Annotated in this window: 13 protein-coding genes and 1 pseudogene; 5 read left to right on the forward strand and 9 right to left on the reverse strand. The window is 63.7% G+C overall.

Features of this window, described 5'->3' with window-relative positions:
- Positions 1–57: 57 nt before the first annotated feature.
- From ACSJJT_RS08180 to ACSJJT_RS08190, 3 genes are all read left to right on the forward strand, one after another.
- Positions 58–1320, forward strand: a complete 1263-nt coding sequence (locus tag ACSJJT_RS08180) for a phospholipase D-like domain-containing protein (protein WP_435917830.1) — start codon at positions 58–60, stop codon at positions 1318–1320.
- 144 nt (positions 1321–1464) lie between these two features.
- Positions 1465–1728 carry a GlsB/YeaQ/YmgE family stress response membrane protein gene (locus ACSJJT_RS08185; RefSeq protein ID WP_435917831.1) on the forward strand — a complete coding sequence of 88 codons (264 nt, stop codon included), beginning with the start codon at positions 1465–1467 and terminating at the stop codon, positions 1726–1728.
- Positions 1729–1910: 182 nt separating this feature from the next.
- A complete protein-coding gene (locus ACSJJT_RS08190; RefSeq protein WP_435917832.1) occupies positions 1911–2237 on the forward strand; it encodes a PspC domain-containing protein in 327 nt (108 codons plus the stop codon).
- Between the two features lie 65 nt (positions 2238–2302).
- On the opposite strand, the gene guaA is transcribed toward ACSJJT_RS08190, so the two are convergent.
- Positions 2303–3856: a glutamine-hydrolyzing GMP synthase gene (guaA, locus tag ACSJJT_RS08195; protein ID WP_435917833.1), complete on the reverse strand. Its 1554-nt coding sequence runs from the start codon at positions 3854–3856 to the stop codon at positions 2303–2305.
- A 201-nt stretch (positions 3857–4057) separates the two neighbouring features.
- Here guaA and cysE point away from each other — a divergent pair, with 201 nt between their 5' ends.
- Positions 4058–4630 (forward strand): serine O-acetyltransferase, encoded by a 573-nt coding sequence (gene cysE, locus ACSJJT_RS08200; RefSeq protein WP_435917834.1) that lies wholly within the window; start codon positions 4058–4060, stop codon positions 4628–4630.
- On the opposite strand, the gene ACSJJT_RS08205 is transcribed toward cysE, so the two are convergent.
- The 4 genes from ACSJJT_RS08205 to mptB form a co-directional block, all read right to left on the reverse strand.
- Positions 4620–4985: a chorismate mutase gene (locus ACSJJT_RS08205; protein WP_435917835.1), complete on the reverse strand. Its 366-nt coding sequence runs from the start codon at positions 4983–4985 to the stop codon at positions 4620–4622. The two genes, cysE and ACSJJT_RS08205, sit on opposite strands and share 11 nt — an antisense overlap.
- 58 nt (positions 4986–5043) lie before the next feature.
- Positions 5044–6147: a GuaB3 family IMP dehydrogenase-related protein gene (locus ACSJJT_RS08210; RefSeq protein ID WP_435917836.1), complete on the reverse strand. Its 1104-nt coding sequence runs from the start codon at positions 6145–6147 to the stop codon at positions 5044–5046.
- Between the two features lie 34 nt (positions 6148–6181).
- Positions 6182–7696: an IMP dehydrogenase gene (guaB, locus tag ACSJJT_RS08215; protein WP_435917837.1), complete on the reverse strand. Its 1515-nt coding sequence runs from the start codon at positions 7694–7696 to the stop codon at positions 6182–6184.
- A 96-nt stretch (positions 7697–7792) separates the two neighbouring features.
- Entirely contained in the window at positions 7793–9286 is a 1494-nt protein-coding gene (gene mptB, locus ACSJJT_RS08220; protein WP_435917838.1) for a polyprenol phosphomannose-dependent alpha 1,6 mannosyltransferase MptB, read from the reverse strand.
- A gap of 270 nt (positions 9287–9556) precedes the next feature.
- Between mptB and ACSJJT_RS08225 the strand changes: the two genes are divergently transcribed.
- The gene (locus ACSJJT_RS08225; RefSeq protein WP_435917839.1) at positions 9557–11296 is read left to right on the forward strand and encodes an alanine/glycine:cation symporter family protein; all 1740 of its coding nucleotides are present in this window, start codon (positions 9557–9559) and stop codon (positions 11294–11296) included.
- Positions 11297–11668: 372 nt separating this feature from the next.
- Here ACSJJT_RS08225 and groL read toward each other — a convergent pair whose 3' ends face one another.
- From groL to ACSJJT_RS08245, 4 genes and pseudogenes are all read right to left on the reverse strand, one after another.
- Positions 11669–13264, reverse strand: a complete 1596-nt coding sequence (groL, locus tag ACSJJT_RS08230) for a chaperonin GroEL (RefSeq protein ID WP_435917840.1) — start codon at positions 13262–13264, stop codon at positions 11669–11671.
- 11 nt (positions 13265–13275) lie between these two features.
- Positions 13276–13572, reverse strand: a complete 297-nt coding sequence (groES, locus tag ACSJJT_RS08235; RefSeq protein ID WP_002514778.1) for a co-chaperone GroES — start codon at positions 13570–13572, stop codon at positions 13276–13278.
- Positions 13573–13784: 212 nt separating this feature from the next.
- A complete protein-coding gene (locus ACSJJT_RS08240; protein ID WP_435917843.1) occupies positions 13785–14675 on the reverse strand; it encodes an LppM family (lipo)protein in 891 nt (296 codons plus the stop codon).
- Positions 14676–15056: 381 nt separating this feature from the next.
- Positions 15057–15815: pseudogene (locus ACSJJT_RS08245) on the reverse strand (LppM family (lipo)protein); the annotation flags it as partial.
- Positions 15816–15826 lie beyond the last annotated feature (11 nt).

Here is a 15826-nt window from a genome sequence, read left to right on the forward strand (position 1 = left end):
GGGCTCTCGACGCCGACTACCTCTCAGCCGGTGTTCGAGGCCCGGTACCCTGAGCACATGATCCGGGGCCCTCGCCAGAAAATCACATGCCGCCGAGTCCTGCACTGGGTGGCAGGCGGAACGATTGCCGCTCAGATGGCCACAATGGCAGGGCTCGTCGCCTTCAACGGCGTCAAGCGGCGAGGCCGCCGTCCCTACCGTTTCCCCACCGCACCGGTGAAGTCCCTCGAGGTGGGTGAGCACCAGGTCGAGATCTTCACCTTCGGCCGTGATCTCTACGCGGCGATGATCGCCGACATCGAGGCTGCCCAGCACACCATTTATCTCGAAACCTTCATCTGGAAGAATGACGAGGTCGGTCGGCAGTTCCGGCAAGCTCTCGTCGATGCCGCCGCCCGAGGCGTCGAGGTCTACGCGATGTGGGACACCTTCGCCAACCTGGTCGTCGATCCGCGCTTCTTCCGCAACCTGCACGGTGTCCATGTGCGCGCCCAACCGCTGGTCACCCCGTCGTGGGTGCCGACCATCCGCAACATGGGCCGGGACCACCGCAAGCTCCTCGTCGTCGACTCCGACGTCGCCTACATCGGTGGGTACAACATCGGGTCCCTCTATGCAGATCGGTGGCGTGACACCCACGCCCGTCTCACCGGCCCGGCCGTCGGAGAGTTGGAGAACACTTTCGTCGACATGTGGAACCAGCGACCCAAGGGGGCGCTGGTCTTGCGGCACACTCAGCCGGTGTTGCCCTCCCCCGAGGTGCGCTACTGGGACACACCGTTCGCGGTACACCGCAACTCCCCGCGGATGGCTGTCTACCCCATTCGGAACATGTACCTCGAGGCCATCGACCGTGCCAGCGAGCGAATCTGGATGACCCAGGGTTATCTCATCCCTGACGACGACGTCGTCGCTGCCCTGCACCAGGCGACCTCCCGCGGGGTCGACGTGCGCATCGTCATTCCCGCCGAGTCGAACCACGTCATCGCCGACTGGCTGAGCCGTGGATACTACGACCAGCTCCTCCACAAGGGGGTGCGGTTGTTCCTCTACCAGGGCGCCATGGTGCACGCCAAGACCTGCACCATTGACGGCATCTGGTCGACGATCGGCACGGCCAACCTCGACAGGTTGTCCCTCCAGGGCAACTATGAGGTCAACATCGCCATCACGGATCCCACCGTCGCCGAGCGGATGGCTGAAATATTCGAGATTGACATGGCGAACTGCGTGGAGCTCACCCTCGACGAATGGCAGTCCCGATCGCGCATTGCGAAATTCACCGAGACACTGTTGTTGCCGTGGCGGCCATTTTTCTGAGATTCCGTCGCCAGCGTAAAAATATCGTATTACCTAGTCAAATTGCTGTTGACGTCGATAACAATGTGTGTTTTTGGCTAATTTTCCACCGGGATCGGCCATCGTTGCTGGACGTTTTGCCCCATCGTCAACGACACTGGATGCATGGGATTCTTTGCATGGATTATTCTCGGACTCATCGCCGGCGCCATAGCCAAGGCCATCATGCCGGGCAAGCAGGGCGGCGGCATCCTCGTCACCCTCCTCCTCGGGGTCGTGGGCGCGGTGCTCGGTGGCTGGCTCGGCTCACTCATCTTCGACAAGCCCCTCGGCACCTTCTGGAACCTGTGGACCTGGCTCGTCTCGATCGTCGGCGCTCTCATCGTGTTGTGGATCTGGGGCGCCATCACCAAGAAGAAGAACCAGTGACCTCCTGATCTGTCACCCCACACATGCAACGGGCCCCGTCATATGACGGGGCCCGTTGCATGTGTGGCCATCTCCGGGGCAACCCGCGCTCATTGATGCTCCCCCGGTCCGTCACAGGGACACGGACTTGTGGAGACATCATGGCACCATGGATGCAAGCCACTACTCAGGAGGACCGACCTATGGCCACCAAGATCACCCGGCCCGAGGAGGGCCGCATCATCGGCGGCGTCTGCCAGGGCATTGCCAACGCCTTCGATCTGGACCCGACCCTCGTCCGCATCGTCGCAGCAGTCTTGATTCTCGCTGCCGGTTCGGGACCACTCATCTATCTCGTGTTGTGGATGATCATCCCGGACGAGGGCAGCGGCGCGAGCGTGGCTGGTGATGTCGCGAGGAAGGCACGGGACAAGCAGTCAGCGCGCCGGTCCGAAGACACCTGGAACGTCACTCGGACGACGGCTCCACATCGTCCCGACGAGACCTTCGACCCGTACAGGGAAGACTGACCTTCAACACACAGGGCCCGTACCGATCAGTCGCGGTACGGGCCCTGTCACGTCATGGAGCCGTCTTACTCCCACTCGATGGTGGCCGGTGGCTTCGAGGTGATGTCGAGCACAACTCGGTTGATCTGCGGGCATGCGTTGGTGATTCGGGTGGAGATCTTCTCCAGCACGCCGTACGGAATGCGTGCCCAGTCAGCCGTCATGGCGTCCTCACTGGTCACCGGCCGCAGCACGATCGGCGAGCCGTAGGTCCGTCCGTCCCCCTGCACACCCACCGAGTGGACGTCACCAAGCAGAACCACCGGGCACTGCCACACCTTGCGGTCCAGACCAGCCGCGCTCATCTCCTCACGAGTGATCGCATCGGCGGTACGCAGCACCTCGAGGCGCTCCCTGGTCACCTCGCCGATGACGCGGATGCCCAGGCCTGGGCCCGGGAAGGGCTGACGCCACACGATCTCCTCGGGCAGGCCCAGCTCCAGACCGACGGCTCGTACCTCGTCCTTGAAAAGAATGCGCAGCGGCTCGACGAGGCTGAACTGCAGATCGTCGGGAAGGCCCCCGACGTTGTGGTGGCTCTTGATGTTGGCAGCCCCCTCGCCACCGCCGGACTCGACGACGTCGGGGTAAAGGGTCCCCTGCACCAGGAAGTCGATCGTCTGATCGGCGTTGAGACGCTTGGCGACGTCCTCGAAGGTGCGAATGAACTCGCGGCCGATGATCTTGCGTTTGGTCTCGGGATCGGTGACTCCGGCCAGGGCGTCCAGGAAGCGCTGGGACTCATCTGCCACCACCAGGTCGGCGCCAGTGGCCTCGACGAAGTCGTGCTTGACCTGCTCGGCCTCTCCCTGACGCAGCAAACCGTGATCGACGAAGACGCAGGTGAGCTGGTCACCGACGGCACGCTGCACCAGAGCAGCGGCAACTGCGGAGTCGACGCCGCCTGACAGCCCACAGATGACACGACGATCACCGACCTGGCCACGGATCTGGGCAATCTGATCGCCGACGATGGAGCTGGCGTTCCAGTCCGGGCGGCATCCGGCGATGTCGAAGAGGAAGTGCTCCAGGACCGTCTGACCGGATTCGGAATGCTGCACCTCCGGGTGCCATTGCACACCGACGAGCTTGCGCTCGACGTCCTCGAAGGCTGCCACCGGGGCACCTGCGGTACGAGCGAGGGTCGAGAACCCCACCGGAGCACGGGAGACGGAGTCACCGTGACTCATCCACACGCTGATGGTGTGCGGAATACGGGAGAGCAGCTGTCCCGAGGAGGTGATGCACAGGCTGGTGCGTCCGTACTCCGAGGCCCCGGTATGGGCGACCTGGCCACCAAGGGCCTGAGCCATGGCCTGAAATCCGTAACAGATGCCCATCACCGGAACGCCGGCGTTGAACAGGGCCGGGTCGACACTCGGTGCACCATCCGCGTAGACCGAGGCCGGACCACCGGAAAGGATGATCGCAGCAGGTTCCTTGGCGAGGATCTCGCGCACTGGCATGTTGTGCGGGACGATTTCGGAGTAGACGTTCGCCTCGCGCACCCGGCGAGCAATGAGCTGGGCGTACTGCGCCCCGAAGTCGACCACCAGAACGACGTCGTGGAGTTGTTCCATGAGGCCGAGTCTATGGCCCACAGCCCCATGTCGCGCCACTCGCCCGGTCCCAGCCTGTGCGAACGTCCATCGATGGGCGTGGTAATGCAGTCAGATGATCACGAAGCCGGGCTCAACCCCCCCTTTCCATTGGTCGACGGGCCTGGGCTCGATATGGTTCATCCACCGGTACCACTGACTGCAGCAGAACTGAGGTTGGCCATGACGACTGAGACGACGGCACTCCTCCACGTCCTCAAGCGATGGAAAGAACGCGTCATGGAGGACCTCGAGGCCGCCATGCGCGAGGATCCCGCCGCCACGTCGAAATTCATGGTCGCCATCACGTACCAGGGCGTCCACGCAATCTGGGCGCACCGCCTCGCCCATGCCATCTGGGTGAAGCACCCGGCGCTGCGCCCGCTGGCTCGCCTGCTGTCCCAGTTCTCTCGCCATCTCACCGGGATCGAGATCCATCCGGGGGCAACGATCGGGCGACGGTTCTTCATCGACCACGGCATGGGCGTCGTCATCGGCGAGACAGCGGTCGTCGGCGACGACGTACTGATGTATCACCAGGTCACGCTCGGCGGACGCGCGCGTGGGCACTTCAAGCGTCACCCCACGATCGGTAACCGCGTCCTCATCGGCGCCGGCGCCAAGATCATCGGAGACATCACCGTCGGTGACGACTGCAAGATTGGCGCCAACGCGCTGGTCATCAAGGACGTCGCCCCCGGAACGGTCGTCGTCGGTATCTCGTCGAAGGTTCACCGGGGCGACGTCATCGCTTGACCTGTCGGTTCTCGGAGGTGTTCGAGGTGGCCGCATCCGATTCAGGGGTGCCCTCAGGGCCGTCCTGGGACTCGTCTGCGATGGCCTCGTGGTGACGGACCACCTCGGCAACGATGAAGGTAATGACCTTCTGCGCGAACTCGGGATCGAGGTTCGACTCGACGGCAAGCCGCCGCAACCGCGCGATCTGCTCGGCCTCACGGGCCGGGTCAGCCGGCGGCAGGCCGCGCTCAGCCTTGAGACGACCCACCTCGCGGGTGATCCGGAACCTCTCGGCGAGCAGGTGGATGAGGGCGGCGTCCATGTTGTCAATCGCGCCGCGCAACACGACCAATTCTTCGGGCACTTCGCTCATGCCCGAAGGCTAGCCACCCATCCCACTCGCCCGGACGGTGTCCTGACTGACGGGACGATCAGCGAATCGTCAGCTCGATCCGCTGGAATTCCTTGACCTCCGAGTAGCCGGTGGTGGCCATGGCCTGACGCAGCCCACCGACGAGGTTCATGGTGCCGTCAGGGACGCGCGAAGGACCGTTGAGGACTTCAGCGAGGGTCCCCACCGGTTCGAAGTGAACCCGAGCACCACGCGGCAGGTCGGCGTGCCATGCCTCGGCCCCCCAGTGCCATCCCTTGCCGGGAGCCTCGGTGGCGCGGGCCAGCGGGGATCCGACCATGACGGCGTCAGCACCGCAGGCGATGGCTTTGGCAATGTCGCCGGAGCGTCCCACTGAGCCATCGGCAATGACGTGGACGTATCGTCCGCCCGACTCATCCATGTAGTCACGACGGGCTTCGGCGACATCAGCGATCGCCGACGCCATCGACACCTCGACGCCAAGGACCTGACGGGTGGTGTGGGCCGCTCCCCCACCGAAGCCGACGAGCACACCGGCAGCACCGGTACGCATGAGGTGCAGGGCCGCCTGGTAGGTCGCGCATCCACCGACGATGACCGGCACGTCGAGCTCGTAGATGAACTTGCGCAGGTCAAGGACGTCATCGCTACTGCCGACATGCTCGGCAGAGACCGTCGTACCACGAATGACGAAGAAATCAGCCCCGGTGTTGACGACGGTCTCGGAGAACCGAGACGCGTTCTTCGGCGACAAGGACCCGGCCACCGGCACCCCGGCGGCCCGAATCTCGGCCATCCTGGCGGTGATGAGTTCGGCCTTGATCGGCTCGGAGTAGATCTCCTGCATGCGTCGGGTGGTGGCGACGTCGTCGCCCAGCTCGGCCAGCTCCTCGAAGTACGGCGTGGGGTCCTCGTAACGGGTCCACAACCCCTCGAGGTTGAGCACACCGAGGCCTCCCAGACGCCCGAACCCGATGGCCGTCGCCGGGCTCATCACCGAGTCCATCGGGGCGGCCATGATCGGGAAGTCGAAGGTGAGCGCGTCAATGCGCCACTCCAGGTTCACCATCTCGGTGCCACGGGTGCGCCGGGAGGGGATGAGGGCAATGTCATCCAAGCTGTATGCCCGGGTGGCACGCTTGCTGCGTCCGATGTCGTACATGATTCCTTTCCTGCCGGATTCTCCGGCTCGCCCGTCAGCGGGCGGAGTAGTTGGGGGCCTCGACCGTCATCTGGATGTCGTGCGGATGAGACTCTCGCAGGCCAGCCGAGGTGATGCGCACCAAACGACCACGTTCGTGCAACTCGTCGATGGTGCGGGCGCCGGTGTAGAACATCGACTGCCGCAGACCACCAACCAGCTGATAGGCCACCGCGCCGAGCGGGCCACGGTAGGCCACCTGACCTTCGATGCCCTCCGGGACGATCTTGTCGTTGGTGGTGACGTCACCCTGGAAGTAACGGTCCTTGGAGTAGGACAGTTTCTCCCCGCGCGCCGACATGGCACCCATCGACCCCATACCCCGGTAAGTCTTGAACTGCTTGCCGTTGATGAACGCAAGCTCTCCCGGGGACTCCTCGCAGCCGGCGAGCAGGGAGCCGAGCATGACGGAGTCGGCGCCGGCAACCATGGCCTTGGCGATGTCACCGGAATACTGCAGGCCACCGTCACCGATGACTGGCACACCATACGAACGAGCGGCACGGGATGCCTCGAAGATGGCAGTCACCTGGGGAACACCGACGCCGGCGACGACGCGAGTGGTGCAGATCGAGCCCGGCCCGATACCGACCTTGATGCCGTCGGCTCCGGCCTCGCAGAGCGCCTTGGCAGCCTCGTGGGTGGCGATGTTGCCGCCGACGACGTCGACTCCCCTGGCGGCCGGCTCAGCCTTGATTTTGGCGATCATGTCAAGAACGCCCTGGGTGTGGCCGTGAGCGGTGTCGACGACGATGAGGTCGACGCCCTCCTCCACCAATGCCATGGCACGCTCCCACGAGTTGCCGAAGAAGCCGATGGCAGCACCTACCCGCAGACGCCCCTGCGGGTCCTTGGTGGCGTTGGGGTACTTGTTGGCCTTGACGAAGTCCTTGAGGGTGAACAGGCCGCGCAGCTTGCCGTCGGCGTCGACCAGTGGCAGCTTCTCGATCTTGTGTGCTGCCAGCAGGGAAAGCGCGTCGGAGGGGCTGGTGCCCACGGCAGCGGTGACCAGCGGGGTCGGGGTCATGACCTCCCGGATGAGGCGCCGCGGGTTCTCCTCGAAGCGCATGTCACGGTTGGTGATGATGCCGACGAGGTTCTCGTTCTCGTCGACGACCGGAACACCGGAGATGCGATAGGTGTGGCAGAGCTCCTCGGCATCGGCCAGGGTGGCGTCCGGGGAGATCGTGATGGGCTCGTCGATCATGCCGGCCTCCGAACGCTTCACCTGATCGACCATCGCGGCCTGATCCTCGATGGACAGGTTGCGGTGCAGGATGCCAAGTCCACCCTCACGGGCCATCGCCACCGCCATCCGGGTCTCCGTGACAGTGTCCATCGCTGCGCTGACGAGCGGGATTGCGATGTCGATGTTGCGGGAGACCTTGGTCGTCGTGTTGGTCTGGGAGGGAATGACGTTGCTCTCGACAGGCTGGAGCAAGACGTCGTCGAAGGTGAGGGCCAGCGGTGCCAGCTCCTCAATCGTGGTCGGGCGGGAATCCGAGGTCATGAGCCACCTTTCGCCGGGATGCACGTCATCCTATCGCCGCAGGCGTCAAGAGCGCCCAACCGATCGCTGTGAGTTGGCCGGGAACACTGGTTGTCGTCAGGTCGTGGCCGTCACCAAGGCCCAGGCCTTGGGGATCTTCCAGACGATGAGATATCCGACGATGACCAGCGGCAGGCACACATATGGCGACCAGTACCACTGCAAATAGGTCAGGATCACGACGGCCACCACCCCGGCAGTGACAATGTCACGGTGGGTGCGACGCAATTGGACCGAGGCGACCAGGGCCAGCGGCCCGATGAGGTACCAGGGTTGCAAGGACGCCCCGAAGGCGGCGAAGGCGATCATGACGCCAGCCTGCAGTCGCAGCGGGCTACCCAGATGGCCGAGGGAGTCGTCACCGCGTCGCATGGGTGGGCCGGGGCCCCACCGTGCCCAGCACCACACCATCGCGATCGCTGTGAGGACAAGACTGACGACGGTGACCGGGCCGACCAGCTTGTCAAACGCAATTCCACCGCTTCCCCGCATAATCTGAACCACCAGGGCGATCGGTGAGTCGCTCGTCACGGAGACGGGACTGCCTGCCGTCGGATTGAGCCATCCCAGCCCCAGGCCACGGATGGCGGAGATCCCGGCGAAGACCGCCAGGGCCGGAATGGCTCCCGCAGCGGTGCGGGCAAGGAGGACCGACCAGCAATTTCGAGTCGACCAACGGTGGCCGCCATGACGCACCGCATCGACGTGGACCAGGGCGACGACGCCCACCCCGGTCAGGACGCCCGGCTGCTTGATGGTGCCGGCCAGACCGACCATCACCCCACCAGCGACGAGCCCCAGCCATCCGCGTCCGGACATGGCGAGGTGAATCGCCACGACCAACGCCGCAAGGGACAGGCCGACCTGGAGACCGTCATTGTGCATGCCGCCGATGATGCTCAGCGTCGTCAGAGGGCAACAGACCGCCAGCCAGAGGGCGTGATCAGGGTCGGTTCCGGCGTATCGCGCCAGCTGCGGCACCGTCCAGAACATCAGGGCGACGCCAATGATGGCCGGCACACGCATGAGCAGGACCGACCACAACGGATCGGCGTGAGCGATCGTCACCATTGCTGCCTGGATCCACAGTGATCCCGGCGGGTACACCGCCGTCGTCCCACGCCATGGGGTGTCGACGGCCTGACCGAGCACACCTGCCAAACCCTGAGGAACCACGTAGGGGTCGAGACCCTGAGCCAGGATCCATCCCTGAGCGGCATAGGCCCAACCATCCCGGCTGAGCAGCGGCGGGCCGAACAGCAGCGGTAGCGACGACGTGACGAGGGTGAGGAGACGAGCGCCGACAAGGTTTCGGGAGCGCAACCACGCGATGATCATGGCGCTCAGACCGACGATGCTGCTGGCAACCACTGCCACCCCGCTGGGACGCACCTGCTCCGGCATACCGGCATTGGGGGAACCCCATCCCCACACCGTCATCAAGGCGGAGCCGACGAATCCCATCACGAGCACCTCGATGAGGCGGCGTCGACCGGGATGGGAATGGGCCAGCACACGCTGACGATCATGGGGGTGGGTCGTTGAGGTCATCAGCATTCAGCGTAGGGGAGGCACACAACCAGGTGGCGCGAGAAAGTACCAATGTCGGGCGTTTCGGCCAATTGTCACACCTACCCGCTAGTGTGCGCGAGGCGGTTGTGTTCCGCCACAGGCGCGGCCCTCCCCCTGACGTGGGATGTGTGGTCGTGCCCACCGGGTCGCCGGTATCTTTGCGTGTCGAGATCGGTCGGGAAATGATCGGTACCGCACTGCGGTGTTGCCAGACTCGGTGTCGAACGTCGTCGACGGATAGGACCATTCGTGCCACTTGGCATCACGTCATCACCCGTTTCCACAAGTCTCGAGGCACTTGTCCCAGCTCCCCTGAGCTTGGACCAAGCCATCGACAGCTTCGTCTCCCCCATTGCTACCGCCATTTCTGACGTGGTGTTCTGGGTTGTTCCCATGCCAGGAGGAAATGAGTTCCCCCTCATCCTGGCCTGGCTACTCGGGGCTGGCGTCTTCTTCACGATCTATCTGGGTTTTCAACAGCTGCGTCCAGCGTCAATTCGTCACTCCGGCCATGTGCTGCGGGGCCACTTCTCCCGTCACACCGATCCTGGTGACGTCACCAGCTTCCAGGCACTGGCAACCGAGTTGTCAGGTACCGTCGGCCTGGGAAACATCGCCGGTGTTGCCATCGCGATCGCGACTGGCGGACCAGGCGCATCCTTCTGGATCGCTGCTGCCGGTCTGGTCGGCATGAGCGTCAAGATGTCCGAGGCGACCCTCGGTGTGAAGTTCCGCGTCGTCAATGAGGATGGGACCACCTCCGGAGGCCCGATGTACTACCTGCGTGACGGCCTGGCCTCGATCGGCAAGCCCAAGCTCGGTCGCGTGCTCGCCACCTTGTTCGCCATCTGTACTGCCTTCGGTGTCATCGGTGCGGGCAACATGTTCCAGTCCAACCAGGCCGCCTATCAGCTGGCGATGTTCGCCGGTGGCAAGGACTCCTGGATCGGCACCCACATGTGGGTTGTCGGCCTGCTGTTCGCGATCCTCGTCGGCCTCGTCATCGTCGGCGGTGCCTCCAAGATTGGCGCTGCCACCTCCAAGATCGTCCCCTTCATGGGCATCCTCTACGTCATCATGTGCCTCGCCGTCATTGGCGCCAATATTTCTCAGGTGGGTGACGCCTTCATGTCCATTTGGTCTGGCGCCTTTACCGGCCACGGCGTCGCCGGTGGGGTACTTGGCGTACTCATCGTCGGAGTGCAGCGTGCCGCGTTCTCGAACGCAGCCGGTGTCGGTACCGCGGGCATCGCCCACTCTGCCGTGAAGACCCGCCGTCCGGCCCAGGAGGGTTTCGTCGCGATGTGGGAGCCGTTCATCGACTCAGTCGTCGTCTGCACCATGACGGCCATCACCATCATCATTACCGGTGTCTACAAGGATTCCCAGGCCGATGGTGTTCAGATGACCGCCCACGCCCTCAAGACGGTTGCCCCGTGGTTCAGCTCCCTGCTGACCCTGGCCGTCGTGCTCTTCGCCTTCTCGACCATGCTGTCCTACTCCTTCTACGGCAAGAAGGCTGTTGGTTTCCTGTTCGGAAACTCAGCCACTGCCGAGCGCATCTACAACGGCATCTTCCTGCTCCTGCTGGTTGTCGGTGCGGCCACCAACATGACCTCGATCCTCGGCCTGGCCGACGCCATGCTCTTCCTCATGGCTGTCCCGAACGTGCTCGGCATGTACTTCCTCGCCCGGGTCGTGGCTCGCGAGATCAAGGGTCACCGGGAGCGTGTGGACGCCGGCGTCATTCCTCAGGTGCCTGAGGACGCTCAGGCCGGCATGATGATTGCCAACGAGGCCACCTCGGAACAGCTCAAGACTGCTGACGAGGAGTACGCGCTGCGTGCGGCAGCCATGGACGCTCGCAGCAAGGAGCTCGATCTGGGGCACACGGCTCCCGACACCGAGCGTGACTACCTGGAGCACCTGCCCGAGAACCATGAGTTGTTCACCACCATGGACCGTGACGGCAAGCCGCTCGAGGACTGACACCACGTACGCGTCGTGATGGGCCCGGGGACTGTTCCCCGGGCCCAGTTGCTTGGTGGGGACATTCGACACCAGAGCACTTGGTCACGTGACGGAGTTGTCACCATGCCCGCCGGGCCAGTACCCGCAACGCCCGTGGAACTCCTGAAAGGAAGACCGGTCCGTGCCATCCCAGGTGGCAGCCCTCCCCTGTCTTGTCGAGATTTCCACACGTACGTCGGGTCATCGAACAGACCACACGTCGGACCCTCTCGTGCTCGGGCGAGCGGCAACCAGACCGAACGAGAAGCCGGCCATTCATGGCGAGCACGAGCAACGGGCCCCGGAACCATGTGGTTCCGGGGCCCGTTGCGATCAGAGAGGATCAGTGACTCAGTTGTCGTCGTCCTCGTCCTCCGGCTTGTCCACCACGAGGGTCTCGGTGGTGAGCAGCAGAGCAGCGATGGAGGCGGCATTGGCCAGGGCGGAGCGGGTCACCTTGACGGGGTCGATGACACCGTCGGCGATGAGGTCCACGTACTGACCGGTCTTGCCGTTGTAGCCGTGTCCGGGCTCCATCTCGGCGACCTTGGAGACGATGACGTAGCCGGGCTCGCCACCGTTCTCGGCAATCCAGCGCAGCGGCTCACGAACGGCCTTGGCGACGATCTGGACACCGGCCTTCTCGTCACCCTCGAGGTGAAGGTTCTCGTCGAGTACGTGCGCGGCGTGGATGAGGGCGGAGCCGCCACCGGCGACGATGCCCTCCTCGATCGCGGCACGGGTCGCGGAGACAGCATCCTCGATGCGGTGCTTCTTCTCGTTGAGCTCGACCTCAGTGGCCGCACCCACGCGAATGACACACACGCCACCGGCGAGCTTGGCGATACGCTCCTGGAGCTTCTCGCGGTCCCACTCGGAGTCGGAGTTGTCATACTCAGCACGCAGCTGGGCGACGCGTCCCTCGACGTCGGCCTTGGAGCCGGCACCGTCGACGATCGTGGTGTTGTCCTTGGTGACGACGACCTTCTTGGCGCGACCCAGGACCTCAAGGCCCACCTGGTCAAGCTTGAGCCCGACCTCGGGGGCGACAACCTGACCACCGGTGAGGGTGGCAATGTCCTGCAGCATGGCCTTGCGGCGGTCACCGAAGGCCGGAGCCTTGACGGCCACCGAGTTGAAGGTGCCGCGGATCTTGTTGACGACGAGGGTGCTCAGGGCCTCCCCGTCAACGTCCTCGGCCACGATGAACAAGCTGCCGTGGGCTGCGATGACCTTCTCCAACAGCGGGAGCAGGTCGTTCATCGACGAGATCTTGCCGGAGTGGATGAGGATGTAAGGATCCTCGATCACGGCCTCCATGCGGTCCTGGTCGGTGACCATGTAGGGCGACAGATAGCCCTTGTCGAACTGCATGCCCTCGGTGAAGTCGAGCTCGGTGCCGAAGGTCTGGGACTCGTCGACGGTGATGACGCCGTCCTTGCCAACCTTGTCGAAAGCCTGGGCAATGAGGGAGCCGATGGTCTCGTCACGGCTGGAGATGGTGGCGACGCTGGCCATGTCCGAGGTGGTGTCGATGGCGCGCGAGATGGAGCGAAGCTCCTCCACGACGGCGTCGACAGCCTTCTCGATACCGCGCTTGAGGCCGACCGGGTTGGCCCCGGAGGCCACGGCGCGCAATCCCTCGTGGACGAGGGCCTGGGCGAGCACGGTGGCGGTGGTGGTTCCATCACCGGCCACGTCGTTGGTCTTGGTGGCGACCTCCTTGGCGAGCTGGGCGCCGAGGTTCTCGTAAGGATCGGTGAGGTCGACCTCCTTGGCGACGGTCACGCCGTCGTTGGTGATGGTCGGGGCTCCCCACTTCTTGTCGAGAACGACATAGCGGCCCTTGGGGCCGAGGGTCACCTTGACGGTGTCGGCGAGGGTGTCGACGCCGCGCTCGAGGGCGCGACGGGCCTCCTCGTCAAACTGAAGCTGCTTGGCTGCCATGTATCAGCGCCTCACTTCTCGACGACGGCGAGGATGTCGCGAGCGTTGAGGAGCAGGTACTCCTGGCCGTCGTACTTGACCTCGGTGCCGCCGTACTTGGAGAAGATGACGACGTCACCCTCCTTGACATCCATGGGAACGCGGGTGCCCTTGTCGTCGACACGACCGGGGCCGGCGGAGATGACCTTGCCCTCCTGCGGCTTCTCCTTGGCGGTGTCCGGAATGACGAGACCAGAAGCGGTCGTCTGCTCGGCCTCGAGAGGCTGGACGAGGACGCGGTCCTCGAGCGGCTTGATCGTGGTTGCCACGTCAAGACCCCTTTCTACTGAAGACGGATTGTGTCGTTGTCTCTCGCCAGGGGTTGCGAGCCCCGAGCGCCACGGACCGTCAGCGTCGCGGGTGCTTGAGGTCCGTTGGCACACTCACCACGAGAGTGCCAATTACGAAAGTACACCCGTGGTTGGCACTCAGGCAAAGGGAGTGCCAGAAATGACGCTCCGCATATCGATATCGGCAGTCGTCAGCTGGATCCGTGGTTCTTCCAGAAGTCGTCAGGATGTGACGGCGGCTGCTGATCAGGTTGAGCAGCGCCCGTCGCATTCCCCGGAACATGTCCCCACGGCTGGTCTGACTGGCTCGGACTCTGGTAGGGCGGCTGCTGTGCCTGGGGATTACCCTGAGGCTGCCCGGGGTACTGCATCGCCCACGGGGTATCACCGTTCTCCGGCTTGCTCGCCCTCTGACCCTTCTTCTTGAACAGGACAGCCACGACGACCCCGATGATCGCCAAGACTGACACCGCGACGACGATCCAGACCCACGTCGGCACACCGTTGTTGCGCTCACCGGTGGCGCTGAGACCCTCACTCGAGAACATGTCCTTGGGATCGGTCCAAGTGACGGTATTCCCGTCGACCTTGCTCGATCCAGAGTGGTTCAGCACCTTGCCGGGGAAGATGATGGAGACCTTGAAATCGCTGAACATGCTTGCGTCAAGGGACTCGGTGGAACCACCTGCGCCATCGAAATAGCCGTTGTTCATCTTGAAGGTCACCTTGTCCCTGTCAAAGGTGACCTTGCTGCCTTCATTACCCTTGTTGTACTCGGCTGCGGTGACGTCACCCGAGTAGGTGCAGCCGATGTATTGATCGTCCTCGAATTTCTCGCCCTTGGCGTTCGAGGTTCCCCCGCCGACACCCTTCGTGTCGTCACAGTCGGAGAACTGGGAGGTGAGGTCCTCCCCCGACATGTCGGCCATGGACTTGGAAATGCCAACGGTGGCCTTGACGTGGATGTGATCCTCGTCCTTGATCTCCATCGCCGTGTCGAATTTGACGCACCCGGCGAGCAACAACAGGGGTGCAAGAAGCACGGCAAGACAGCGTCTCAGATGGCGGGATACACTCTGCATGCCACCATGACACCACAGACATGGGGTCTGACGGTAGGTCCACCTGGCAACAAGCACGTACCATGACGGCCCTCGGTGGACATTCCAGTGCACTTTTGAGCCTCTTCTCGTCACCCCATGTGCGACTCATGACACGGGTCCTGGCAACCACGTGATTCCAGGATCCTCACGTACCCGGAATCAGTGTGAGTCCGGACCAGGCTCACCGCCAGGACCATGGGGCGACCGATGGACTCCTCGAGCAGGGCCATGATCCGGATTCTGCGGTCCTCGCGGCAGACACGGCTGTCCCGGTAGCGGCCCGGGACGACCCTGCGGCGGCCCGCCCCCGGGATTGGGCATGCCTGGCTGACACGGGACACCGGTCGACTGGCCATTCTTCCTCTTGCTCATGACCACTGCTGCAACGGCACCACCCATGGGGACGACGACCACCGCAAGGACCACCCATGCCCAGCCCGGGAAGCCAGCTCCGCGCTTGCCCGAGGCTTCCAAGCCCGAATGGGACTCAAGGTCCTTGATGTCGGTCCAGGTCACGGTCCTGCCGTCAACCCTGCTCGATCCCGAGTGGCTCAGGACCTTGCCGGGGAAAGTCACAGAGACCTTGAAGTCAGAGATCTTGGCTGAACTACCCAACTGCGAGGAGTCAAATCGGGAAAGGGCATCCCAGAGACCAGAACCATCACAACGAAACCGGACCTTGTCGTCGTCAAAGGCGACGAAAATTGGGCCGTCGCCCTTGACGTCTTGCGAGGGCGTGGCCGACGGTTTTGCACCACGCGGAGACGGGGACGACTGGCCCGTCAGCTCAGCGACCGTCATCGTGCTGGTCACCGTGCAGCCCACATATTTGTCGTTGTCAAAGGGCCTGACCGTCATCGCGCCGGCAGCGTTCCCATCCGACTCATACAATCTTGCGAGTTCTGAGCAATCGCGAAGCTCTTTCGTGACGTCCTCGGCCTCGCCTCCCGCGAGCTCGTCGAGGGTCGACTTGAGAGCGCCGACAGTAATGGTTACATCAACATGGTTTTCGTCCTTGATGACGAAACCAGCGTTGAACTTTCCGCAACCTGACAGCACAAGGAGCGGAGTCAACAGCAATGCAACGAGGTATCTTGCTGAACGCCGAGTGGTCACCACGAACACATGAC

It is taken from the genome of Cutibacterium nasicola (genome assembly GCF_051303185.1).
Classification (GTDB): Bacteria; Actinomycetota; Actinomycetes; order Propionibacteriales; family Propionibacteriaceae; genus Cutibacterium.

Bases quoted from the DNA above. Each gene is read 5' to 3' on its own strand.
- guaB (WP_435917837.1), bottom strand. From the start codon at position 7,696: ATGACCTCGGATTCCCGCCCGACCACGATTGAGGAGCTGGCACCGCTG.
- mptB (WP_435917838.1), bottom strand. From the start codon at position 9,286: ATGACCTCAACGACCCACCCCCATGATCGTCAGCGTGTGCTGGCCCAT.
- ACSJJT_RS08240 (WP_435917843.1), bottom strand. From the start codon at position 14,675: ATGCAGAGTGTATCCCGCCATCTGAGACGCTGTCTTGCCGTGCTTCTT.
- ACSJJT_RS08205 (WP_435917835.1), bottom strand. From the start codon at position 4,985: ATGAGCGAAGTGCCCGAAGAATTGGTCGTGTTGCGCGGCGCGATTGAC.
- ACSJJT_RS08180 (WP_435917830.1), top strand. From the start codon at position 58: ATGATCCGGGGCCCTCGCCAGAAAATCACATGCCGCCGAGTCCTGCAC.
- ACSJJT_RS08210 (WP_435917836.1), bottom strand. From the start codon at position 6,147: ATGTACGACATCGGACGCAGCAAGCGTGCCACCCGGGCATACAGCTTG.
- ACSJJT_RS08185 (WP_435917831.1), top strand. From the start codon at position 1,465: ATGGGATTCTTTGCATGGATTATTCTCGGACTCATCGCCGGCGCCATA.
- ACSJJT_RS08190 (WP_435917832.1), top strand. From the start codon at position 1,911: ATGGCCACCAAGATCACCCGGCCCGAGGAGGGCCGCATCATCGGCGGC.
- cysE (WP_435917834.1), top strand. From the start codon at position 4,058: ATGACGACTGAGACGACGGCACTCCTCCACGTCCTCAAGCGATGGAAA.
- guaA (WP_435917833.1), bottom strand. From the start codon at position 3,856: ATGGAACAACTCCACGACGTCGTTCTGGTGGTCGACTTCGGGGCGCAG.
- groL (WP_435917840.1), bottom strand. From the start codon at position 13,264: ATGGCAGCCAAGCAGCTTCAGTTTGACGAGGAGGCCCGTCGCGCCCTC.